Annotated in this window: 23 protein-coding genes; 12 read left to right on the plus strand and 11 right to left on the minus strand. The window is 70.7% G+C overall.

Annotated elements, in window-relative coordinates; genetic code table 11:
- Positions 1 to 12: 12 nt before the first annotated feature.
- Positions 13 to 1,029 (minus strand): hypothetical protein, encoded by a 1,017-nt coding sequence (locus tag ABEA43_RS50455; RefSeq protein ID WP_345573263.1) that lies wholly within the window; start codon positions 1,027 to 1,029, stop codon positions 13 to 15.
- 150 nt (positions 1,030 to 1,179) lie between these two features.
- Between ABEA43_RS50455 and ABEA43_RS50460 the strand changes: the two genes are divergently transcribed.
- Positions 1,180 to 2,097, plus strand: coding sequence for a glycoside hydrolase family 19 protein (locus ABEA43_RS50460; protein WP_345573264.1), 918 nt, complete (start codon positions 1,180 to 1,182; stop codon positions 2,095 to 2,097).
- 19 nt (positions 2,098 to 2,116) lie between these two features.
- Here the strand turns inward: ABEA43_RS50460 and ABEA43_RS50465 are convergent, their stop codons facing one another.
- Complete coding sequence (locus tag ABEA43_RS50465; protein WP_345573265.1) at positions 2,117 to 2,578, minus strand: hypothetical protein; 462 nt, start codon at positions 2,576 to 2,578, stop codon at positions 2,117 to 2,119.
- Between the two features lie 67 nt (positions 2,579 to 2,645).
- Positions 2,646 to 3,467 (minus strand): hypothetical protein, encoded by an 822-nt coding sequence (locus ABEA43_RS50470; RefSeq protein ID WP_345573266.1) that lies wholly within the window; start codon positions 3,465 to 3,467, stop codon positions 2,646 to 2,648.
- A 151-nt stretch (positions 3,468 to 3,618) separates the two neighbouring features.
- Between ABEA43_RS50470 and ABEA43_RS50475 the strand changes: the two genes are divergently transcribed.
- Both ABEA43_RS50475 and pip read left to right on the plus strand, forming a co-directional pair.
- Positions 3,619 to 4,401 carry a neutral zinc metallopeptidase gene (locus ABEA43_RS50475; protein ID WP_345573267.1) on the plus strand — a complete coding sequence of 261 codons (783 nt, stop codon included), beginning with the start codon at positions 3,619 to 3,621 and terminating at the stop codon, positions 4,399 to 4,401.
- A gap of 102 nt (positions 4,402 to 4,503) precedes the next feature.
- Positions 4,504 to 5,454 carry a prolyl aminopeptidase gene (gene pip, locus ABEA43_RS50480; protein WP_345573268.1) on the plus strand — a complete coding sequence of 317 codons (951 nt, stop codon included), beginning with the start codon at positions 4,504 to 4,506 and terminating at the stop codon, positions 5,452 to 5,454.
- 366 nt (positions 5,455 to 5,820) lie between these two features.
- Here pip and ABEA43_RS50485 read toward each other — a convergent pair whose 3' ends face one another.
- Positions 5,821 to 6,315, minus strand: a complete 495-nt coding sequence (locus ABEA43_RS50485; protein WP_345573269.1) for an Lrp/AsnC family transcriptional regulator — start codon at positions 6,313 to 6,315, stop codon at positions 5,821 to 5,823.
- 114 nt (positions 6,316 to 6,429) lie between these two features.
- Between ABEA43_RS50485 and ABEA43_RS50490 the strand changes: the two genes are divergently transcribed.
- From ABEA43_RS50490 to ABEA43_RS50500, 3 genes are all read left to right on the plus strand, one after another.
- The gene (locus tag ABEA43_RS50490) at positions 6,430 to 6,882 is read left to right on the plus strand and encodes a DUF2000 domain-containing protein (RefSeq protein WP_345573270.1); all 453 of its coding nucleotides are present in this window, start codon (positions 6,430 to 6,432) and stop codon (positions 6,880 to 6,882) included.
- A 681-nt stretch (positions 6,883 to 7,563) separates the two neighbouring features.
- Positions 7,564 to 8,706 (plus strand): M23 family metallopeptidase, encoded by a 1,143-nt coding sequence (locus ABEA43_RS50495; RefSeq protein ID WP_345573271.1) that lies wholly within the window; start codon positions 7,564 to 7,566, stop codon positions 8,704 to 8,706.
- Positions 8,707 to 8,717: 11 nt separating this feature from the next.
- Positions 8,718 to 10,100 (plus strand): tachylectin-related carbohydrate-binding protein, encoded by a 1,383-nt coding sequence (locus ABEA43_RS50500; RefSeq protein ID WP_345573272.1) that lies wholly within the window; start codon positions 8,718 to 8,720, stop codon positions 10,098 to 10,100.
- A 181-nt stretch (positions 10,101 to 10,281) separates the two neighbouring features.
- Here ABEA43_RS50500 and ABEA43_RS50505 read toward each other — a convergent pair whose 3' ends face one another.
- The 3 genes from ABEA43_RS50505 to ABEA43_RS50515 all read right to left on the minus strand — a co-directional run bounded on the left by ABEA43_RS50505 (position 10,282) and on the right by ABEA43_RS50515 (position 13,167).
- Entirely contained in the window at positions 10,282 to 11,082 is an 801-nt protein-coding gene (locus tag ABEA43_RS50505; RefSeq protein ID WP_345573273.1) for a maleylpyruvate isomerase family mycothiol-dependent enzyme, read from the minus strand.
- Between the two features lie 4 nt (positions 11,083 to 11,086).
- Complete coding sequence (locus tag ABEA43_RS50510; RefSeq protein WP_345573274.1) at positions 11,087 to 12,346, minus strand: Cmx/CmrA family chloramphenicol efflux MFS transporter; 1,260 nt, start codon at positions 12,344 to 12,346, stop codon at positions 11,087 to 11,089.
- Positions 12,347 to 12,690: 344 nt separating this feature from the next.
- On the minus strand, positions 12,691 to 13,167 hold the full coding sequence (locus tag ABEA43_RS50515) for a VOC family protein (RefSeq protein ID WP_345573275.1): 477 nt from the start codon (positions 13,165 to 13,167) through the stop codon (positions 12,691 to 12,693).
- A 90-nt stretch (positions 13,168 to 13,257) separates the two neighbouring features.
- On the opposite strand from ABEA43_RS50515, the gene ABEA43_RS50520 reads away from it, so the two are divergent.
- On the plus strand, positions 13,258 to 14,196 hold the full coding sequence (locus tag ABEA43_RS50520) for a helix-turn-helix transcriptional regulator (RefSeq protein WP_425570559.1): 939 nt from the start codon (positions 13,258 to 13,260) through the stop codon (positions 14,194 to 14,196).
- On the opposite strand, the gene ABEA43_RS50525 is transcribed toward ABEA43_RS50520, so the two are convergent.
- On the minus strand, positions 14,177 to 14,971 hold the full coding sequence (locus tag ABEA43_RS50525; RefSeq protein WP_345573278.1) for an alpha/beta fold hydrolase: 795 nt from the start codon (positions 14,969 to 14,971) through the stop codon (positions 14,177 to 14,179). The two genes, ABEA43_RS50520 and ABEA43_RS50525, sit on opposite strands and share 20 nt — an antisense overlap.
- Positions 14,972 to 15,106: 135 nt before the next feature.
- On the opposite strand from ABEA43_RS50525, the gene ABEA43_RS50530 reads away from it, so the two are divergent.
- Complete coding sequence (locus ABEA43_RS50530) at positions 15,107 to 15,526, plus strand: YciI family protein (protein ID WP_345573279.1); 420 nt, start codon at positions 15,107 to 15,109, stop codon at positions 15,524 to 15,526.
- Positions 15,527 to 15,538: 12 nt separating this feature from the next.
- Positions 15,539 to 16,783, plus strand: a complete 1,245-nt coding sequence (locus ABEA43_RS50535) for an RNA polymerase sigma factor (RefSeq protein WP_345573281.1) — start codon at positions 15,539 to 15,541, stop codon at positions 16,781 to 16,783.
- A 104-nt stretch (positions 16,784 to 16,887) separates the two neighbouring features.
- Here the strand turns inward: ABEA43_RS50535 and ABEA43_RS50540 are convergent, their stop codons facing one another.
- The gene (locus ABEA43_RS50540) at positions 16,888 to 17,469 is read right to left on the minus strand and encodes a class I SAM-dependent methyltransferase (RefSeq protein WP_345573282.1); all 582 of its coding nucleotides are present in this window, start codon (positions 17,467 to 17,469) and stop codon (positions 16,888 to 16,890) included.
- A gap of 61 nt (positions 17,470 to 17,530) precedes the next feature.
- On the opposite strand from ABEA43_RS50540, the gene ABEA43_RS50545 reads away from it, so the two are divergent.
- Complete coding sequence (locus ABEA43_RS50545; RefSeq protein WP_345573283.1) at positions 17,531 to 18,370, plus strand: TetR/AcrR family transcriptional regulator; 840 nt, start codon at positions 17,531 to 17,533, stop codon at positions 18,368 to 18,370.
- Positions 18,367 to 19,809: an MFS transporter gene (locus tag ABEA43_RS50550; protein ID WP_345573285.1), complete on the plus strand. Its 1,443-nt coding sequence runs from the start codon at positions 18,367 to 18,369 to the stop codon at positions 19,807 to 19,809. Before ABEA43_RS50545 ends, ABEA43_RS50550 begins: the two co-directional genes overlap by 4 nt.
- 246 nt (positions 19,810 to 20,055) lie before the next feature.
- Here the strand turns inward: ABEA43_RS50550 and ABEA43_RS50555 are convergent, their stop codons facing one another.
- Complete coding sequence (locus tag ABEA43_RS50555; RefSeq protein ID WP_345573286.1) at positions 20,056 to 20,994, minus strand: DUF5996 family protein; 939 nt, start codon at positions 20,992 to 20,994, stop codon at positions 20,056 to 20,058.
- A gap of 41 nt (positions 20,995 to 21,035) precedes the next feature.
- Positions 21,036 to 21,797, minus strand: coding sequence for an MBL fold metallo-hydrolase (locus tag ABEA43_RS50560; protein ID WP_345573287.1), 762 nt, complete (start codon positions 21,795 to 21,797; stop codon positions 21,036 to 21,038).
- A 77-nt stretch (positions 21,798 to 21,874) separates the two neighbouring features.
- On the opposite strand from ABEA43_RS50560, the gene ABEA43_RS50565 reads away from it, so the two are divergent.
- Positions 21,875 to 22,273 carry a MerR family transcriptional regulator gene (locus ABEA43_RS50565; RefSeq protein WP_345573288.1) on the plus strand — a complete coding sequence of 133 codons (399 nt, stop codon included), beginning with the start codon at positions 21,875 to 21,877 and terminating at the stop codon, positions 22,271 to 22,273.
- The last annotated feature ends 2 nt before the right edge of the window (positions 22,274 to 22,275 follow it).

Consider the following 22,275-nt stretch of genomic DNA (forward strand, 5'->3'; position numbering starts at 1 on the left):
GCCGCCCCGCCGTTACCCGGACGCGTCCGGTCCCAGGGTGATCGGCCAGATCACCAGGAGGTATGACTCCCTGGGCCGGTTGCCCAGGGGCTCACGCGGCCGGGCGCGGCCGTGGACCCGCAGGCCGTAGCGGCCCGCACCTTGGAAGGTCAGGTTCGGCCGTCGCTCCGCGGACGCGCCCGGGAAGTGCATGACTCCGGTGGTCGTGACGAACTCGATCTCCTCCACCTCCTCCCAGCCCGACATCGGCGAACGCGGCCCGGCGAGCTCCCACCGCACGTGCACGCCGACCACGCCCCGGCGCTTGACGGTCCTGATGGCGACCGAATCGGGGGCGGCGGCGACCAGGCCGCCGGGCAGCGGTGGCACGGCGGCGGTGTCCTGGTAGGGGTTGACGATGCGTAAGCGGTGCCCGTCGGCCATGGCCATGGCTCGCAACGGCACGGGCGGCAGCAACGGCCGCACCTGTCTGGAGACACGGCCGCGCTCCTGCTGCGGGCCGCCGTGCTCCAGGGCCCACTGCCGCATCGCGCTCACCTTGTCGGGCAGCCCCAGCTCCTCGGCGACCCCGATCCCGAGCCTGGCGCACGCCTCCGGCCCCACGTCGATCGGCCACACGGTGACCAGGTAGAACTCGAACGGGACATGTGGCACCGCACAGGGGTCGATGTCCCTGCCGCGAACCTGCACCCGCATGCCGTAGCGCCCCGGGCCCTGCGGTGTGAGGTTGGGCAGCTCGGGGCGGTCGGACAAAAGGCCGATCAGTGTCGTCTCGCCGGTGAAGCTGATGAGCTCCACCTCCTCCACCTCGTCCCACCCCTCGGTGTCCCGCGCGGGCGCGGCGGCGGCGAGCCGGACGGTGACGTCGACGACCCCGCTGTGAATGCCCGTCAGGATCACCGCGGCGCCCGGGCCCGCGGCGGTCAGGCCGTTGGGCACGTCGCTCGGACGCGTGTGCAGGCCGTCCTGCTCCACCACCAGCAACTGGTGATGGCTCACGTGTACGTCGGACCGGGCGGTGACGCTCATGCCTGGGCTCCCTTCTCCGCAGCGGCGACAGGCCGATCCTGACAGGCGGGTCCGACAGAAAGGAGGCTCGGCGGTCTTGTAACGGAACGGTCTCGGGGCTAGGGTTCACGTCAATCTCTTAGGAAACTTTCCTTTAAGAAGCGAGGGACTATGCAGGATTCCCGGCAACGCGTCTCAGCGGTCTTAGCGGCGGCGGCCCTCGTCGGCGGGCTGTCCACAGCTCTGCCGGCGGCGAGTGCGGCGGCCAGTACGACGGCGGCCGCCTGCGTCGCGGCATGGAGCCCCACCGCGGTCTACACCGGCGGCATGTCGGCGTCGTACAACGGTCGCAACTGGTCGGCGAAGTGGTGGACGCAGAACGAGCGGCCGGGCGTCGCCGAGGTATGGGCCGACAAGGGGGCCTGCGGCGGCGGATCGACGCCGCCGCCGACCACGCCGCCGGGGCAGAGCGGGTTCGTGGTCAGCCAGGCCCAGTTCAACCAGATGTTCCCGAACCGGAACTCCTTCTACACCTACAGCGGCCTGACCGCCGCGCTCAGCGCGTACCCGGGCTTCGCCAAGACGGGCACCGACACCGTACGCAAGCGGGAGGCCGCGGCGTTCCTCGCGAACGTCAACCACGAGACCGGCGGCCTGGTCCACATCGTGGAGCAGAACACCGCGAACTACCCGCACTACTGCGACGCCGGGCAGCCCTACGGCTGCCCGGCCGGACAGGCGGCCTACTACGGCCGCGGCCCGATCCAGCTGAGCTGGAACTTCAACTACAAGGCGGCGGGCGACGCCCTCGGCCTCGACCTCCTGCGCAACCCCAACCTCGTCCAGAACAACGCGGCGGTGGCCTGGAAGACCGGCCTCTGGTACTGGAACACCCAGCGCGGCCCCGGCACCATGACGCCGCACGCCGCGATGGTCAACAGCGCCGGCTTCGGCGAGACCATCCGCAGCATCAACGGCAGCCTGGAGTGCAACGGCGGCAACCCGGGCCAGGTGCAGAGCCGGATCAACAGCTACCAGCGGTTCGTGCAGATCCTCGGCACTACTACGGGCGGCAACCTGAGCTGCTGACGTCGCGGCCTTCCCGGGATCAGCGGTCGCGGGTGTAGATGAGCTCGAAGTCGACCCTCCAGGTCACGCCGTCTTCCGACATCTCCCACCGCGCGTGGATGGTGTCCCCATCGGGGCTGAACGTCCCTTCGAACCGCTGGTTGAACCCGGGCGCGTGCCGCCAGATCCGCCACACGCCGTCGGCCAGCGTCATCCGGTAGACCCGGTGCACGCCGCGCGCGTCCGCGTACAGCATGGTGAACTCGTCCGTGGCGTCGTCGAGCCCGATCACACTGTGGGTCGGGAACGGCGCGTTCTCCCGCCACACCTGTGGAGTGGTGGCGGGGGGCGGCTCGGCGTCGGTGCTCTGGTGCAGGAGCATGCCGTCGTCCTGCCAGGAGAACTCCGTCCACGCGCGGCCGACGCCGTCCACCTGCACCTGTACGGTCCATCGGCCGATCAGCGCGTCGAGCGGGGCGAGTGCGGGATTTCTGTCTGCCATGTCGCGGTCCCTTCGTGGCTCCAGAGGTGCACGACGGTACTGCGTCCGGTCCGCACGCTCCAGTGCGTCAGCTGCCGATGATCCCCTTGAGCAGGTTCGTCACGCCGAGGGTGTCCAGGAAGGAGCGGGACGACGGCGCGGTGTCCGCCGGTCCCGGAGCGGGGACGGCGGCGGGGTCGGCGGCGGGGTCCTGGCACGCCACCGTGCCGGTGGTGAGCGCGCCGAGCACCCTGTCGACACCGAGCGCGGCCAGCAGCGACGTGGGCGTGGGCGTCGGAGCCGGAGTGGCCGCGGGGCTCGGGGTGCCGCAGGCCGCCGGGGTGCCGAGGAGCTGCTCGAACAGCCGGGTGAGGCCGGCGGTGTCGATCAGGGGAGCGTACGGTGCGGCGGAGGCCGGCATCGGGGTGCCGTTCACGCACGCGATCGCCCTGCTCATGATCTCGTTGACCAGGGTCTCCGCGGGGGAGAGCGCAGCCGCCGCCGCAGAGGACGGCGTCGGGGTCGGGGTGATGAACGACGGCAGACCGGGCGTGACGGACGGCACTGAATCGGGAAGCCCGGACGGCGCGAGGCCGGGCAGCGCGGAGACGTCCGGCAGCACGGAGGTGCCGGGTAGCACGGAGGCGCTGGGTTGCGGGGTGGCGAGCTGTCCCGGCGGCGTGGCGCCGACGAGCGACTCGACGAAGGCCCTGACGTCGGTGGCGGTCACCGTCCCGGTCAGTGGCGGTGGTGGCGAGACGTTGATGCTGATGACGTCATGGTTGCTGCACGCCGCGGGGCTGGCGGCCGCTTCCGCGGGGGACGGTGCCACCTCGGCGGCCCCGGGCCCGGCAGCCGTCATCAGGACGGCGGAGGTCGCGGTGAATACGGCAATGGCGTGCTTGTACATGGTGCTCCCTGCGGGTTGTTTGTCAGGCCATCCGCAGCGATCAGTACCCTTAGTGTTGGTTCAATTACTTCATAGTTGGATCTAGCCCTCTTTACCGGGTCAGAAGTGCATCCGTTGCATAAGAGGCCCCTGGGCCCTATTGTCACGCCTCGTGAAACTCCTGACGTTGGCCGCACTGACATGCGCCCTCATCGCGCCGTTAGCCGGTACAGCCTCCGCCGAGACGGCGGCTTATCCTGTGAAAAATCCTAAATTGACCGACAACGCGCTCTACGAAGCCGGCGCCCTGCCGACGACGACCTGCGCGGAACCTCGGGTCAAGCGCAACGACCGCAAGCTGGCCCGCGCCTATATCGACGCCGTCGTCGACTGCCTGAACACCACCTGGGGACAGCACCTGACCAACGCCGGTCTGCCTTTTGAGCCGGCCAAGGTGCGGCACGTGAGCCGCATCCCGAAGAACTACTGCGGGTTCGATCCGTCGAAGAACGATTCCCAGAGCCGGTACTGCGAGACCAATGGCACGCTGTTCTTCCAGGTCGGCAAGGACTGGCTGGACGACCCCTACGACCTCTGGCTGTTGGAGACGACCGCCTTCATGTACGGCTACCACGTCCAGGAGCTCGTCGGAATCTACCCCGCGTATGACGCCCTGAAATACGGCAAAAAGGCGGAGGGGTACGAGCAGGACCGTCGCGAGTACCTCCAGCTGGAATGTCTCGCCGGCACGTTCGTCAAAAGTATCTGGCCGATGGAGAACAGGAAGTCATCGGACTGGAACTACTTCCTGAATCTCGTCACTGGTGACCGGCGGGGCGAGGAGCCCACCGCCGGCAAGGCGGCCACGATCCGCGCTTGGATCAAGCGCGGGTTCGCCACCGGTGACCCCGCGTCGTGCAACACCTGGAAGGCCCCCTCCTCCCAGGTCCGCTGACCTCTCACGACCCGCGGTGGCCAGGACGCGTGCCTGCCACCGCGGCACTCTCCGCAGCCCCTAATATAAAAGCGCTGTTACATCTGTGGAGAGGAGTCGGCCTTGAATCCCCCGATCGAGCCCTACGAACACGGCATGCTCGACACCGGCGACGGCAATCTCGTCTATTGGGAGGTCTGCGGCAACCCTGCGGGCAAGCCCGCGCTGGTCGTCCATGGCGGGCCCGGATCGGGCTGCTCGACCGGTATGCGCCGCACGTTCGACCCGGAGCGCTACCGGATCGTCCTGTTCGACCAGCGCAACTGCGGCCGGAGCCGCCCGCACGCCAGCGACCCCGCGACCGACCTGAGCACCAACACCACCCATCACCTGATCGCCGACATGGAGCTGCTGCGGGAGCACCTGGGCATCGACAAGTGGCTGCTGTACGGCGGGTCGTGGGGCTCGACGCTGATGCTCGCCTACGCCGAGGCCCATCCCGGACGCGTGTCGGAAATGGTGATCGCCGCTGTCACGACGACGCGCCGCTCCGAGATCGACTGGCTCTACCGGGGTGTCGGCCGGTTCTTCCCGGACGCGTTGGAGCGGTTCAGGCAGGGCGTTCCCGAGGCGGATCGCGACGGCGACGTGCTGGCGGCGTACTCACGCTTGATGGCCGACCCCGACCCTGAGGTGCGCGCGAAGGCGGCGCACGACTGGACGGCCTGGGAGGACACGGTGATCTCCCTGGAGTCCAACGGCAAGCCGAACGCCTACAGCGACCGGCCCAGCGACGCTCTGCTGGCATTGGTCCGGATCTGCTCGCACTACTTCTCGAACGCCGCCTGGCTGGAGGAGGGCGTGCTGCTGCGGGAGGCCGGGCGCCTGGCCGGGATCCCAGGCGTGCTGATCCACGGCCGGCAGGACCTGGGCGGGCCGCTCGATACGGCGTGGGAGCTGGCCAAGGTCTGGCCGGACGCCCGGCTGGTCGTGGTGGAGGACTCTGGGCACACCGGGAGCGAGACGTTCCGGAAGGAGATCTTCGCGGCTGTCGACGCCTTCGCCGCCCGGTGAAAGGTGTGATCCCGCGGCTCACGATCATCTGGGGCCTTGGACGGTGCCCTGGGTGACCATCGCCTCGCCATCGGTCGATGCCGAACGGTGAGCCGCGGGGTCGCACGGCTGCGCGAGGACAGGTCGCGGCGGGACGCCGTCAGCGACGCCGCCACGCCCTGCCCACTCGCTGACCTGCCGTTACGGTAACCCCGGCCGCTATGCGGCCTCCACCTATTTATCGTCTCCGGCCGCGCGGGCTCGTCGTCCGCGGCCGGTCGCTCGGTCGCACGGGCTCGGCGCTTGCGGCGGGTGCGCTGGCGCGGGCCTTAGCGTTTCCGGCGGGTGTGTGGGCGCGGGGCTTAACGTTTCCGGCGGGCGCGGGGCTCAGCGTTTCCGGCTGGTGCGCGGGCGGGAGGGCCGTTCGGGAGGCAGCACCTCCACGGAGGTCTTGCGGATGTGGTCGTAGACGAGGGACGTGCGCACGTCGGCGATGTTGCGATGGCGCGCCACGTGGTCGAGGACGAAGTCCCGCAAATGCCCGGCGTCCCGCACGCCCACCTGGATGATGAAGTCGTCGCCGCCCGACACGACGAACACGGCCAGCGTCTCCGGCAGGCGGGCGACGTAGTCGCGGAAGCCCTCGACGGCCTCCCGGATCTTGGGATGCAGGCGTACGTGGATCAGCGCCTGCACCGGCCGGCCGATCGCGTCGAGGTTGACCTCGGCGTGGAACCCCTCGATGACGCCGTCGGCCCTGAGCGAGCGCACCCGCTCCAGGCAGGTCGAGGGCGCGATGCCGATGCGCTCCGCGAGCTCGCGGTTGGTCTGGCGGCCGTCGCGCTGCAACTCGACGAGGATCGCCGTATCAAGTTCGTCCACGCGCGCATCCTGCCACGATTTTCCGAACTTCCTGCGGAATCAGCCCCCTTCGTTTGGGAAATCGGCGGTGCGGATGTGACCCTCCTGGGAGAACTTCGGAGAGAGGATCGAGGGATGAGCGTGCTGGACGAGCTCGAACGGCGCAGTGACCTGCCCACGAAGAAGCTCGCGGTCAAGTGGGCGATCGTGATCGACCGCGACTTGCCCCGGGGGCTCCAGGCCAACGCCGCCGCCTGCCTGGCGGCCTCCGTCGGGGCCTCGGTGCCCGCGATCGTCGGCTCGGGCGGCGCCGACGCGGCCGGGCGCACGCATTCCGGGCTGCCCTGGACGGGCTGCGCGGTGCTGGGCGCGCCCGCGGCGATCCTGCAGCGGATCAGGAACGACGCGGCGGCGGAGCCCGGACTGGTGGTCGCCGACATGGCGAACATCGCGCAGCGCGCCGACGTCTACGACGAGTACCTGGCGGAGCTGGCGCGTACGGAGGAGCCGTCCTACTACGCGGTCAGCCTGTTCGGCCCGCGGGCGCTCGTCGAGCGGCTCACCGGGCGGCTCCCGCTGCTGCGCTGACCTGTCTCAAAAGAGTCGCAAATAGTGTCTCAGAATTAGGTGGGCGGCAGATGGCGGTAGAGGGTCGCACGGGACACCCCGAGCAGGCGCGTACCGGCTCGCGGGCGAGATCGCGACCGCCGCCGACCACCGCACCGCCTTCCGCCCGGCGAACGCCGTACCTCTGCCCGGATACGAAACCGCCGTCACGCCATGAGCCGCTTCACAGGACCCTGACGAATCCCGCTGAGACGAAGCACCACGCCAGCGACGAGACCATGAACCCGGCGAAGAACACGCCCAGCTCCGCCATCCCCGCGTCCTGCCCGAGCACGGAGCCGACCGCTCCGGCCGCGCCCGACCGGTAGACGACGCCATTCGGTATACCGGCTACATACCGCCGCTCTTTACTGTCGGTTCCGCGAAAGGCCACAACGGCCCGGAATTCGCCGGGCCCATGAATCGCACTTTCGTCCCATCCGGCCCGCGGGCGAATAGCCGACCTCTTGCCGGGAAAATCCAGGAGGCACAGTGTCTCGATCCACCCTCTTACGATCCGTCGTCACCGCGACGCTCGTCGCCGCATTCAGCATCGCCGGTACGGCGAGCAGCCAGGCGATGGCGGCCCCCGATCTCCAGCTGCCCTTCCCCTGCGGCCAGCAGTGGCGACTGGACACGTGGGCCCACGCCCCCGCACTGGACATGGTGAAGGAGCCCGACCAGCACGGCACCGAGGGGGCCACCCTGATCGCCCCCGCTGCGGGGAAGGTGAACCAGTCCGTAAGACACGGCAACGCCGGCAACATGATCCAGATCGACCACGGCGGCGGCTACTTCACCACGTACCTCCACCTGCAGACCCGCAACGTATCGGTTGGCGACAGGGTGCAGCGGGGAGCGGTGATCGGCAAGGTCGGCAAGGACGGCGAGACCTCCAACGGCCACCCCCACCTGCACTTCGAGCTCGGATACGACTCCGACGGCAACGGGTCGGCCTCCTGGGGGTTCGAGGGCGCCGAGCGGATCAAACCCACCTTCAACGGTGTCACCTACGGCCAGTCGGACAACCGGACCTGGCGCAACGTCACCAGCCGCAACTGCACCACGCCCGCCCCGGAGGGCGTCGCCTCGGTGTATGGGGTGCTGGCGGATGGCCGGTTGACCTATACGTCGATCGATGCGGCTTCGGGGAAGCGGACGCATGGTGCGGTCGTTTCGGCCGCGGCGCTGGGGTTCACTCCGAAGGCCATGGCGACGTTGAATTTCAACACGCTGCTGGTGACGAAGGCGGACTCGGGCGGGATGCTGTACCGGGTCGATATCCGTACGAACCGGGACTCGCTGGAGTTCGAGCCGCCGGTCTATCTCGGCAATGGTTACACGCATGACCTGCTGGCCTTTGACGGCAAGGGTCATTTGTTCGGGATCGCGGGTGGTGCGTTGCGCCGGTACACGATCGCCGTGGCGAAGCCTGCTCTTGCCGACATCAGCGGGAACACGTTGATCGGGAGCGGGTTCACGCTCAAGACCCTCACCGCCACCGGGCCGGACTGGGTGCTGGGCACCACGGCGGGTGGTCAGCTCATCTCCTACCGGATCGCCGGTGCGGGCAGTTGGCAGCGTCACCAGTTGCGTGATGCCACCTGGCAGGGCTTCGACCATCTCCTGTCTCCGGGTGGAGGCGTCTACTACGGCCATCACTCGAACGGCTCCCTGCATCGTTACTTCGATGCCGATCCCTTCGACGGGCAGGACGACGACCTCGTGGGCCGGGGCACGGTCGATACCACTGGCTGGGTCCAGACTCTCCTGTCCGCCCAGCCCGCCACCGTGACGAGCTCATGAAGGATCTGCGCATGCTTCGATCCGTTCTCTTACGCGCCGTCGTCACGGCGGCGGCGGTCCTCACCGCGATCGGCTCATCGGCCGTCACGTTCCCCGCGGCGGCCGATCCGCAGCCGTCGCAGGAGCCGCAGGCAGAGTTACGCCTGGAGCCGCCCGCCACGTCGGACATCACCGCCGCCTACCAGCAGGCCGCGTGCGACCCCGGCGGCACCACCTCGACCGACGCGGCCTTGGCGACTCGGCTCAACAGCACGCTCAACGACAAGATGCGCGGCTACATGTCCGCCTACCGCGTCTCCTGCGCCCGCATGGTGATCAAGGCCGTGCACGACCGCGGGTTGGCCCCGCGCGCGGCCGTGATCGCGGTGGCCACGATCATCGTGGAGACCAGCATCCAGAACATCAGCGAGGAAGTCGACCACGACAGTCTGGGCCTGTTCCAGCAGCGTGCCTCCTGGGGAAGCAGGTCGCAGCGGCTCAACGCGACGTGGGCCACCAACGCCTTCCTCGACAAGATGGTGCGGCTCTACCCGAACGACGGCTGGAAGAGCGCGCGCATCGGCGACGTGTGCCAGGCCGTGCAGGTGTCGGCCTATCCGGACCGCTATCAGGTGCAGGCCGGCGACGCGCAGCTCATCGTCAACGCCATCTGGCCCTATGTCGACGGCCCGGAGGGCGTCGCCTCGGTGTACGGGGTGCTGGCGGATGGCCGGTTGACCTATACGTCGATCGATGCGGCTTCGGGGAAGCGTACGCATGGTGCGGTCGTGTCGGCCGCGGCGCTGGGGTTCACTCCGAAGGCCATGGCGACGTTGAATTTCAACACGCTGCTGGTGACGAAGGCGGACTCGGGCGGGATGTTGTACCGGGTCGATATCCGTACGAACCGGGACTCGCTGGAGTTCGAGCCGCCGGTCTATCTCGGCAATGGTTACACGCATGACCTGCTGGCCTTTGACGGCAAGGGTCATTTGTTCGGGATCGCGGGTGGTGCGTTGCGCCGGTACACGATCGCCGCGGCGAAGCCTGCTCTTGCCGACATCAGCGGTAACACGTTGATCGGGAGCGGGTTCACGCTCAAGACCCTCACCGCCACCGGGCCGGACTGGGTGCTGGGCACCACGGCGGGTGGTCAGCTCATCTCCTACCGGATCGCCGGTGCGGGCAGTTGGCAGCGTCACCAGTTGCGTGATGCCACCTGGCAGGGCTTCGACCATCTCCTGTCTCCGGGTGGCGGCGTCTACTACGGCCATCACTCGAACGGCTCCCTGCATCGTTACTTCGACGCCGATCCCTTCGACGGGCAGGACGACGACCTCGTGGGCCGGGGCACGGTCGATACCACTGGCTGGGTCCAGACTCTCCTTTCTGCCCAGCCCGCCACCGTCACCTGAGCACGCATATTTCAAAGCTTCCGGCCCCGGCATCGTCCGGGGCCGGACGCGTACGGGCTACCCGCGCGCTGAGCGAGTGATGGCGTACGCGGTGGTGAAGTGCCGGTGGAAGCGGGCCTGGTCGGCGAAGCCCAGGGCGTGCGCCGCTCAAGTCCCCGACCTGCATGCCCGCCAGGTCAGGTCAGAAGGGAGGCACGAGGACGAAGTAGCGGTCGAGGATGCTGCGGTCGCCGCTCACGTCCAGGTCGCCGGCGGGGATCCGCTGCCAGAGGTACAGCATCAGGTCCGACGCCGTACCGGCCAGCTCGACGTCGCAGCCGCCGTCCTGGGTGGCGGTCGTGAGCCGTACGTCGTCGCCGTCGAAGCGGACCAGCCAGGCGCCCGCGCCGTCGGTCCGGTGGAAGCGGAACCGCTCACCGGCCCCGGCCGGCGCCGACAGCCAGGTACGCCGCGCGGGCGCCATGACCTCGAACATCTGCGGGATCGCGTCCGCCGCGACCTCGGCGTCGATCGGCTGTGGCACCCCGATGGCGTTCTCGGCGTCCCAGCGGTGCACGGCCGCCTCGATCGTCTGCATCCGCAGCCAGAACCCGACGGTGTGCTCGTTCGACCACGTCCACGCGGGCCTGCCGGGCTCGCTCGTCCTGAACAGGGCTTCGAGCTCGGCCGAGCCTTCGGCCAGCCAGCCGGGCAGGTTGGCCGGGATCGGCAGGTGGTTGGGCGCGTTCTCCGGATCGGGCCAGCCCGCGAGGTCGGGGGGCAGCTTCATGAAGGTGAGGTCGGCGCGGTCCGGCGGCTGCGTGAGCTGATCTTTGATGATGCTGATCACGGTCCGATGCACGCCACCGATGTGGATCGCCAGATCGGCGACCGTCCAGTTGGGGCAGGACGGCACGATGGGCGCGCTGTCCGCCTTGGCCGCCTGCTCGACGGCGGCCTGGAATGCTCGTATTTCGCGATGGAAATGTGCCGCAGATTCCATGGAGTCACTCTGCCTCATGCTGGTGATCGGATTCCATCGGCTTACCCACGGGGCCCGCATACCCGTTCCTCTTGGAGAGAAGCCCAAAAATCAGCGCGGCGGCCACCAGCAGCGCGCTCACCCACAGCGGTGACCTGAACCCCAGCCCGGCCCCGATCGCGACCCCGCCGAGCCAGGGCCCTGCCGCGCCGCCCACGTTGAGCGCCGCCGTGGCGAGCCCGCCGGCCAGGGTCGGCGCTTCGGTCGCCGCGTAGAGCACCTGCGAGATCAGCGTGGACCCGACGGCGAACGACAGCGTCCCCTGCACGAAGACCAGCGCGACGGCGGGCGCCGGGCTGCCGGCCGTCAGCGCGAACACGGCCCAGCCCGCGGCCAGCGCCACCCCGCCGCCGATCAGCAGCGGCATCGGCCGTACGTCGGCGTACCGGCCGCTGATGGTCACTCCGGCGAACGAGCCCAGGCCGAACAGCGCCAGCATGGCGGGCATCCAGCCCGCTCCGATGCCGGTGTCGCCGGTGAGCAGCGGCACGAGGTAGGTGAACGTATCGAAAGTGGCGCCGTTGACCAGCGCCCCGAGCAGCAGGAGCACCAGCAGCCGCGGCCGCCGCAGCACCCGCAGCTCACCCCGCGCCCGCTGCAGCGGCCCCAGCCCACCCCGAGGCCCCGAGCCCCGCGCCCACCGCCCGGCCCGATCGGCGGGCACAGGGCGCTGGTCAGGGACGTCCGCGGGGATGGACCTCCAGACCGCGACGATGGCCGGGACCAGCGCGACGGCCACCGCCCAGAACGCCGACCGCCACCCCCACACCTCTCCCAGCAGCGCCCCACCGGGCACCCCCGCGACGCAGGCGATCGTGACGCCGCCGAGCAGCACCGACGTGGCCCGGCCCTTGGCATCGGGCGCCACCATGCCGATGGCGGTGGCCAGCGCCACCGCCAGGAACCCGGCGTTGGCCAGCGCGGCCACCACCCGGGTGAGCAGCAGCACCTCGTAGCTGGTGGTGACCGCGCCGAGGACGTGCACGAGCAGGAAGACGATCAGGAAGACGAGCAACGCGCGCCGCCTGGACCAGCGCAGGCTGAGCACCGCCATCAACGGCGCCCCGATCACCATCCCGACGGCGAAGGCCGAGGTCAGCAGCCCGGCGGCGGGAATGGACACCTGGAGGTCCCGCGCGATGCCCGGGATCAGCCCGGACAGCATGAACTCGGACGTCCCCTGGGCGAAGACCGCCAGCCCGAGCAGGTAGATAGCGAATGGCATGAAGAAACTCCGCGACCATGAGCCGGCAGCGTGGGCCGGCTCGTGGATCGATCTCGTGGATCGGCAAGGAGGCGGGCAGGCCGGAACGAGCCGGTCCAGCCACGCCTGAAGACCCGCCGGGCGTCATGAGGCGCACGGCACAGGTCAGGAAAGAGCCCTCAACACGGTGATCCGGAGTGGCGAGCGGTCGCGGGAGAAATACGGCATCCCGGCCTCAGGGGCAGCGGGAACCGACCACGCGGAAGAGCCACCGGACGACCGGTGGCTAGCGTCTTGACGCCTCGGGGCTGGACATGACGGGCAACTTAGCAAGGCCCGGCCCGCCACGTCCAGCCGATATCCGCCTACTCGAAGAACCGGGCGCTCTGGACGTACTCCATCGCCTTCACGAACTCCGGGTCGCTCAGCCGGCGCTCCAGCTCCTCCGGCGCGACGTCCTCCAGGTGCGTCTGGATCCACCACAGGTTGCCGAACGGATCCCTGATCCGCCCCACCCGGTCGCCGAAGAACAGGTGCGTCACCTCGGTCACCGACGTGCCGCCCGCCTCGACGGCCCGGCGGTGGGTGGCGTCGGCGTCAGGAACGTACAGGCGCAGGAAGGCGGGCGTCTCCGGCCATTCGGGCGGGGAGTCGAACAGCATCACGACCGCGTCCCCGATCCGTACCTCCGCGTGGCCGATCCGGCCGTTCTCGTCCGTCATGCGACCCAGCTCCACGGCGGCGTACGCGGTCTTGAGCCAGTCGATCAGCCCGGCCGTGTCGCGGGAGATGATCCACGGCGTCACGCTGGTGTAGCCCTCGGGGGTGGACTTGACGGTCATGATGTTCCTCCTGGTGGACGGGTACGTGCTGACCACGGTAAACAGCCAGTAGGTCAGGACTTGTCCTACATGTCCGGCATCATGGAATTTATGAGTGAATCCCGGCTCCTGGCGCTGCTCTCGCTCCTCCAGACCCCACGCGAATGGCCGGGCGGCGAGCTGGCGGACCGGCTCGGGGTCAGCCGCCGTACGATCCGGCGCGACGTCGAACGCCTGCGTGACCTCGGCTACCCCGTCGAGGCGAGCATGGGCTCCGAGGGCGGATACCGCCTGGTGGCCGGCACGGCCATGCCGCCGCTGCTGCTGGACGACGAGGAGGCGGTGGCCATCACGGTCGGCCTGTCCACCGCGGCCAGGCATCCGGTGCAGGGCATCGAGGAGGCGTCGGTGCGGGCGCTGGCGAAGCTGGAGCAGGTGCTGCCGTCCCGCCTGCGCTACCGGGTGAGATCGCTGGGCGGCGCCACTGTGCCGATGCCCTCCATGGGCGGGCCGGAGGTCGATCCCGAGCAGCTCACCGCGCTGGCGGTGGCGGTGGCGAACCGGGAACGGGTGCGCTTCGGGTACCGCTCGAACGACGGGACGACCGGCACCCGCCTGGTCGATCCGCACCGTCTCGTCGCCGCCGGGCGGCGCTGGTACCTCCTCGCGCACGACCTCGACCGCGACGACTGGCGCATCTTCCGCATCGACCGCATCGCCGACCTGCGGCCGACGGGCGCCAGGAGCACGCCGCGCGAGCCGCCCGCCGGGGGCGCCGCCGCGTACGTCGAGGCGCAGCTCTACTCGCTCGCCCCCACGTACGAGGCCGTCGTCACCCTGCACACCCCCGTGACCGAGGTGATCGGCGGGATCGGCGAGGTCACCGCGATCGACGAACGGACCTGCCGGCTGCGCATGCCCGCCGACACGCTCGACTGGCTGGTCGTCAGGTTGTTCACGCTGGGCTGCGAGTTCGAGGTGCACGAGCCGCCGGAGCTGGCCGCGCACCTGCGCGCGCTGGCCGCCCGCCTCACCCGTGCCGCGGGGTAGCGCCGGCCAGGAAGCCCAGCACCAGCGGGCTCGCAACCTCGCGGAACTCCTCGAAGTACGCGTGCCGCGCCCCCTCGATCAGCCGCAGCCCCGCCCCGGGGATGCGCTCGGCCAGCAGCGGGGCGTTGGCGGCCGGGTTGAACACGTCGTCGGTCCCGTGGACGATCAGCGTGGGCGCGGTGATGGCGGGCAACGCGGCCCAGCTGTCGTGGCCCGCGCTGGCGGCCAGGTGGCGGCGGCGGGCGTGCGCGGGCATGCCGGGGTCGCCGACCGTGTGGTACGGGCCGGGGTGCGCGGCGAGCCAGGCGGGCGTGTACATGAGCTCCAGCAGCGCCCGCTCGGCCGCCTGCCGGTCCGGCTGGGCCAGCGACCTGCGTACGTCGTTGCTCCGCTCGATCCCGTGGGCGCCGCCCGGCGAGGTGCAGCCCAGCACCAGCGCCTCCACCCGCTCCGGCCGGTCGGCCGCGAGCCACTGGGCCACCCGCCCGCCCATCGAGGTCCCGTACACGTACGCGCGCCCCGCCCCCACCTCGTCGAGCACGGCCAGCGCGTCGGCGGCGAAGCCCCGGGTGGTGTACGGCTCATCCGGTTTGCCGCTGCCACCGGTGCCCCGGTAGTCGAAGGTGATCGTCGAGTAGTCCCCGTCGAAGTCCGCGCGCACGGGGTCCCACCAGTGGTGCGAGTTGGCCTGCCCGGGCAGGAGCAGGAGGGGCGGCCCGCTGCCGCGGACCTGGTAGGACAGCTTGACGCCGTCGGGAGCGGTTGCGTAAGACACACCCCGATGGTGCCGCACGCCGTGCGATGGACGGGACACGGAACCCGGGAAAAAGAATTTCTGGGAGAAGATGTCCGAAGCGCGGGCATGGCTCCGACGTCCCTCGTGAAAGCACCCCGAGAGAGGACGAAACCAATGAAGTACATGATCCTTTCCTACGGTTCGCAGGCGGACTACGACGTTCTGGCCGGCAAGGACGCCGCGGGCCAGACCGCCTGGGCTCCCGAGGACGTGGGGGCGATGGTCGAGTTCATGGCGTCGTTCAACAAGGAGCTGGAGGAGGCGGGGGAGCTGGTCGAGACCCGCGGGCTGGCCGCGCCCGTGCACACGAGGCGCCTCCACACCAAGGACGGCGTCCCCACCGTCACCGACGGGCCGTACGCGGAGACGCAGGAGGTGCTCGCCGGCTATTGGATCGTCGAGTGCGAGAGCTTCGACCGGGCGACCGAGATCGCCGCCCGCCTGTCGAAGTGCCCGTACCCCGGGAACGTCTACGACAACGCCGTGGCCGACATCCGGCCGATCATCGACTCCCAGGCCGACATGGGCTTCTGAGCCGGTCCTGACATGCGTGACCCCGAGGCCGAGAGCCTGCTGCGCGAGCTGGCGCCGCAGGTCCTCGGCGCGGTCGTCCGGCGGTTCGGGCATTTCGCCACCGCCGAGGACGCCACCCAGGAAGCGCTGCTCGCCGCCTCCGTGCAGTGGCCGAAGGAGGGCGTACCGGACAATCCCCGGGGCTGGCTCATCACCGTGGCCGCCCGCCGGCTGACCGACCTGCTCCGCGCCGAGCAGGCGCGCCGGCGCCGCGAGGACGAGGTCGCGGCCTGGCGGCTGCCCGACGAATGGCTGGCGCCCGCCGCCGACCAGCCGGTCCCGGCCTCGGACGACACGCTCGTCCTGCTGTTCATGTGCTGCCATCCGTCGCTGTCGCCGGCCGCGCAGATCGCCCTCACGCTGCGCGCGGTCGGCGGCCTGACCACGGCGGAGATCGCCCGCGCGTTCCTGGTGCCCGAGGGGACCATGACGCGCCGCATCACCCGGGCCAAGCAGCGCGTCAAGGACAGCGGCGTGCCGTTCCGGCTGCCGCGCGCCGCCGAGCGCGCGGATCGGCTCGGCGCGGTCCTGCACGTGCTCTACCTGATCTTCAATGAGGGGTACGCCAGCACGTCCGGCCCCGACCTGCAGCGCGCGGAGCTGGCGGCCGAGGCCATCAGGCTGACCCGCATGGTGCACCGGCTCCTGCCCGGCGACACCGAGGTGGCCGGCCTGCTCGCGCTCATGCTGCTCACCGACGCCCGGCGACCGGCGCGTACAGGTCAGGACGGCGCGCTGATCCCCATGGCCGAGCAGGACCGCATCCTGTGGGACGCCGGCCAGATCGCGGAGGGCATCGAGCTGATCACCGAGGCGCTGCCCCGGGGGACGCCGGGGCCGTACCAGCTGCAGGCGGCCATCGCGGCGGTGCACGACGAGGCGCCGAGCGCGGAGGAGACCGACTGGCCGCAGATCACGGCGCTGTACGAGGCGCTGATGCGCATCGCGGGCAACCCCATGGTGGCGCTCAACCACGCCGTCGCCGTGGCCATGGCGCGCGGTCCCCGCGCGGGGCTCGACCTGCTCGAACGCCTCCAGCACGACGACCACCTCGCCGGCGATCACCGGCTGCACGCGGTCAGGGCGCACCTGCTGGAGATGGCGGGGGAGCCGGGCGCCGCCCGCGCGGCGTACGAGGAGGCGGCCAGGCGCGCGATGAGCTACCCGCAGCAGCGCTACCTGCACGCGAGGGCGGCCAACCTGAAGGACCCGGCCTGAACCGGATGGCGGCTCAGCCGAGTCTGATGTGGCGCAGGGTGATCGCGGTGCGCCGCAGCCGATGGCGTAGCGGGCCGTACGTGCGCCCGATTCGTCCTCAGGGGTCAGCTTGCCGCGAACACCGTCAGCGTCTTCAGCTCGTGCCGCTCGACGTCGTCGAACAGCTCGTCCAGCCCGCTCCGGATGCGCGCCAGCTTGTCCTCGGGCAGCCGCAGCCCCCGGGCGATGAACGAGGGCGCGGTGCCCCCGTGCCAGGCGAGCACCAGGCGGCCGCCCCTGCGGGTGACGCGGCGCAGCTCGGCCAGGCCGGTTTCGAGGCCGGGCCAGAGCGCCACGGTGTTCACCGACACGACGCGGTCGAAGCTCTCGTCGGGGAAGCCGGTCTCGGACGCGCTGCCCAGGCGCAGGTCGGCGGTGCCGGTGCGGCGGGCGGCCTGGGTACGCATCTCCGGCGACGGGTCCACGCCGCAGATCCGCCCGGCGCCGGTCATGGCGAGCAGCTCGATGAGGGCGCCGGGGCCGTACCCGACCTCCAGTACGTGATCGCCGGGGCGTACGTCGAGGACGGGCAGGACGTCGGCCTGGCGGTTGGTCCAGAACATGAAGCGCCCGGCCAGGCGGCCGAGCAGGCCGGATGGGGAGGCGAAGGGCGAATTGACGGGGCCGCCCGTGACCCACGAGGTCATTCCCATGCCCCTACTCAATCATGCTTGACGGAGTGAGTACTCACTCCGTACTGTCGGAGGCATGATGAACTCCACAGGCCGGCGTCGAGCGCCGGCGATGAGCCCGGAACAGCGCCGCGAGATGATCGTGCGGGCGGCCCTTCCTCTGGTGGTCGAGTACGGCACCTCCGTGACCACCGCCCAGGTCGCCCGTGCGGCGGGGATCGGTGAGGGCACGATCTTCCGGGCGTTCGGCGACAAGGACGCGCTGCTGGCCGCCTGCATGGCGGAGGCGCAGCGGCCGGACGACACGCTCGCCCATGTGGCGGGGATCTCGCTGGACCTGCCGCTGGCCGAGCGGCTGATCGAGGCGACGGAGACGCTGCGCGGCTACCTGTCCCGGATGGGCGCGGTCGCGGGCGCACTCGCCGCCTCCGGCGGCCTCCGCCGCAGCGAAGCGACCCTACGCAGCGCGGCCGCCCTACGCGACGAGGCAGCCTCCGGCGAAGCGGCCCTGCGCGACGCAAGAGCCCTGGGCAGCGAGGCGGCCTCCGGCGGCGAAGCGGCCCTGCGCGACGCAAGGGCCCCGGGCGGCGAGGCGGCCCTGCGCGGCGCGAGGGCACTGGGCAGCGAGGCGGCCTCCGTCGGCGAGGTCCCGCAGGCGGGGGCCGGGGGCGCTGGAGCGGAGGCCGGCGGTGCGGGGATGAGGTCCGCGCGGGATGCTTCGATGGCGGCCACGCGCGACGTGCTGGCCGGCCTGTTCGAGCCCGACCAGGACGCCCTCAGGCTGGCCCCCGAGCGCCTCGCGGAGGCGTTCCAGTTCCTCGTGATGGCGGCCGGCCGGGGGCCGTCCCCGCTCACCTCGGCCGAGCTGGTCGACCTGTTCCTGCACGGCGCGATCAAGGACGACGAGACCAGGTGAAGGACCTCTACGAGGACCTGCCCGCCCGCAGCCGCACGGCAGTGACCTACGCCCTGCTCGGCTGCGCCTTCCTGGGCATGCTCGACGGGACCGTGATCGGCACCGCCCTCCCGCGCATCGTCGAGCAGGTGGGCGGGACCGACTCCTGGTACGTGTGGCTGATCACGGCCTACCTGCTCACCTCCTCCGTGAGCGTCCCCATCTACGGCCGCTTCTCCGACCTGTACGGCCGCCGCCGCCTCCTACTCTCCGGCGTGGCGATCTTCCTGATCGGCTCGCTGGCCTGCGGTGCGGCGGGTTCGATGGAGTTCCTGATCGTCAGCAGAGCCTTCCAGGGCCTGGGCGCGGGCGCGCTGCTCACCCTCGGCATGGCGCTGATCAGGGACCTGCATCCGCCCAGCCGCGCCGAGGGCATGATCAGGATGCAGACGCTGATGGCCGCCATGATGATCGCCGGCATGGTGGGCGGCCCGCTGCTCGGCGGCCTGCTGACCGATCATGCGAGCTGGCGCTGGGCGTTCCTGATCAACCTGCCCATCGGCGCGGTGGCCGCCGCCGTGATCGCCGTGGCGCTGCCCCAGCGCCGCGACCCGGACGCCGCGCCCGGCCGGCTGGACGTGGCCGGGATCGCCCTGCTGGCCACCGGCCTGTCGCTGGTCCTGATCGGGCTCAGCCTCAAGGGCAACACCGGCCGCGGCTGGTGGGACCCGGCCGTGCTCGGCACCCTGCTCGCGGGCCTGGCCCTGCTGGCGGCGCTCGTACCCGTCGAGCGGCGGGCCGCCACGCCGGTGCTCCCGCCGCACCTGCTGCGCCGCCGCACCTATGCGGCGCTGCTCGCGGGCGGGTTCTTCTTCCAGCTCGCGGCCCTGCCGGTGGGCGTCTTCCTGCCGCTCTACCTCCAGCACGCACGCGGCCAGTCCGCCACCGCCTCCGGCCTGCTCCTGCTCCCGCTGCTGGCCGGGATGGTGGCGGGCAACAGGCTCACGGCGGTCCTCATCCGGCGATCGGGACACACCAAGCCGCCCCTGCTGGCCGGGGCCGGTCTGATCACGGCCGGCACGGTGGCGTTCGTCACGCTGGGCCCGGACACGCCGCTGTTCATGACCGGCGCGTTCCTGCTGGTCATCGGGCTGGGCACCGGTCCCGGGATGGGCGGCATCACGATCGCCAGCCAGAACGCCGTGCCCCGTGCCGACATGGGCGCGGCCACCGCCGGGTCGGCGCTCACCAAGCAGCTCGGCGGGTCGTTCGGCCTGGCCTGCGCCCAGTCGCTGGTCGCCGGGCACGGGGCGCGGATCACGGCGGCGGGCGTGGGCTCCACGGTCGCCTGGATCGGTGGCGTCGCGGGCCTGCTCGCGCTGGCGTCCATCCTCCTCATGCGTGACGTGACCGTGGCCCGTCCCGCGGCGGCGGATCGCACCCCAGCTGCCCGTTCCTGAAGACCGGGCCGGAGAATTCGTCGCGAGAAAACGCGCGCGCGGGGGAATGTCCGGCGGCCGGGTGTGGTTACATGAATCGTGGCCGGTGTGCCCAGTGTCCCCGGGCCTCACCTATTGCCTTCGCGGACTACCGTTCGGCTGGAGCCGCGTTGTGCCTTTCGCCGAGAGGCGACACGCACACCGGTACGCACTCGTAAGAGCGCCCGCCCTCTCCGGAGGGCGGGCGTTCGTTTTATGTCCTGAGCGTCACGTCTTGAGCTTCGCGTAATAGGGGTCGGTGACGCCGCCGGGGCTGCTCAGCGCCTCCGCGTCGACCTCGGTCAGCCTGGCGCCGGCCCGGTAGGCGCTGTCCAGGAACTCCAGCACCGTCCCGACCGGATCCCCCGACGCCCGGACGTCGTCGTACCGCAGCACGGCCAGATGGCTGCCCCGGGCGGGCAGCCACTCGGCCTGTTCGGGCCGCAGCGGCTCCTGCTCCAGCCCCTTGGGCTCCGGCGCGGTGTAGGAGTAGAAGGCCGGCCACGGCCGCTCCTTGTCGCCGAACCAGAACCCCGCGCTGATGACCTCCCAGCTGTACGCCTCACGGGTGACGGGATCGGCCTCCGGCGAGACCTTGACCACCCGCCCGGTGAACCGCGTGACCGCGATGTCGAACGTGTGCCAGAAGTGGTGCACCGGGCTGGTCTTGCCGGCGAAGTCCGCGGCGAACCGGTCGAGCAGCTGCGTCACCTGCGACAGGATCCGCCAATACCGGTTGATCAGCATGGGGTCGTAGCGAGCGTGCAGCGTGTCCTCGGCGAACGGAGTGTCGTCCCCCAGGTCGAACGGCACCGCCCAGATCTCGGGCCGGATGCCCAGCCCGGCCAGCGTCTCGAAGAGGCGATCGTGGAACGACGCCACCGACCTGCCGATCAGGCTGAACTCCGCGCTGCGGCCGTCGAGCACGTCCACCACCAGGCGGTGGCGTACGAGGTCGAAGTCGATGGCGTACAGCGGCTGCTCGCCGAGCCCGCCCATGGGCCGCGTGGTGAGCCCCCGGCCGGTCGGATGGAACGGAACCTGCCACCAATGGTTGCGCCGGTTGCTCGCCGTCAGCCGTATCTTGCCGACGATCTGCGCGAACCGGTGAAAAGTCTCCTTGGTCTCGGCCCACTCAGCGAGCGGCATGGCCGGGAACAGCTCCATGACGGTCCCCCTCCGGCGTAGAGCTCTTCAGGCCATCCTAACTACCGGGTGTGTTCGGCCAGCTCCCAGGGGTCGTGGGCGGAGATGACGGTCACCCCGTGGTCGTGCACGAGCGAGCGCAGCGTCTCCTGGCTGGACACGCGGCGTTCGGGGTCCACCTGGGCGTCGTTCTGGACGATGTCGAACATCGGGTGTGACTGCGGGTCGCGGGCCAGCTCGCCGTGGTAGAAGTACGCGTCCCCGGCGTGCAGCAGCCACCGTTCGCCGTCGTTGACCGCCACCCCGGCATGCCCGCGGGTGTGGCCGCCGAGCGGGACGAGCAGGATGTCCTCCGGCAGGCCCGCCGCAGGCTGGACCCCGTCCACGCCGAGCCAGCGCGTGCCCGTGCCCGGATAGGTCTGCCAGCGGGGGCCGTGCGCCCAGTGGCCGGGACGGTAGCGCCGGTTCGGGGCCTGCGCCAGCGCGTCCTCCAGCTCCGCCTCCATGACGTGCACCTGGGCGTGCGGGAAGTCGGGCAGCCCGCCGCTGTGGTCCACGTCCAGATGGGTGAGCAGAATGTGGCGTACGTCGGCGGGGTCGTGCCCGAGCGCGGCGACCTGCCGCACGGCCGTCTCGGCGGGGGCGAGGACCGGGCCGACCAGTTCCGTCCACTCGCGGTCGAGCAGCTCCGCGGGCTTGGCCACGTCGTCCAGGCCGAGCCCGGCCTCCACCAGCACGAGCCCGGAGGCGGGGGTCTCGATCAGCAGGGCGTGGCACACCGCGCGGGCGGGCGCCGAGCCGTCGAGCGCGTCGACCTCGCGCATGGAACCGACATTGAGATGATGAATTCGCATGCCGACTAGACTGCAACTTGAAGTGCGGTTCAAGTCAAGGAGTCGGAGTGGACGACGTGTTGGTGGACATCGGCGAGGTGTCCAGGCGGACCGGGCTGGCCGCGTCGGCGCTGCGCTTCTACGAGCGTAAGGGGCTCATCGCGGCCGAGGGGCGAAACGGGCTGCGGCGGGCGTACCGGCCGGAGACGCTCGACCGTCTGGCGCTCATCGCCTGCGCCCGCGACGCGGGGTTCTCGTTGTCGGAGATCGCCGAGTTCCTGCGCGCCAGGCCGTCCGACGCGCGGCTGCGCGAGCGCATGGCCGTCAAGGAGCGCGAGGTGGACGCGCGCGTCGCGCAGCTCACCCGGCTGCGCGACAGCCTGCGCCACGCGGCCGTCTGCGAGCACGATCCGCTGGTCGAGTGCCCCGAGTTCAAGCGCGCCGTAGGCAGGGTGCCCAACGGCTGACA

The sequence above is a fragment of the Nonomuraea rosea genome (assembly GCF_039539705.1).
Classification (GTDB): Bacteria; Actinomycetota; Actinomycetes; order Streptosporangiales; family Streptosporangiaceae; genus Nonomuraea; species Nonomuraea rosea.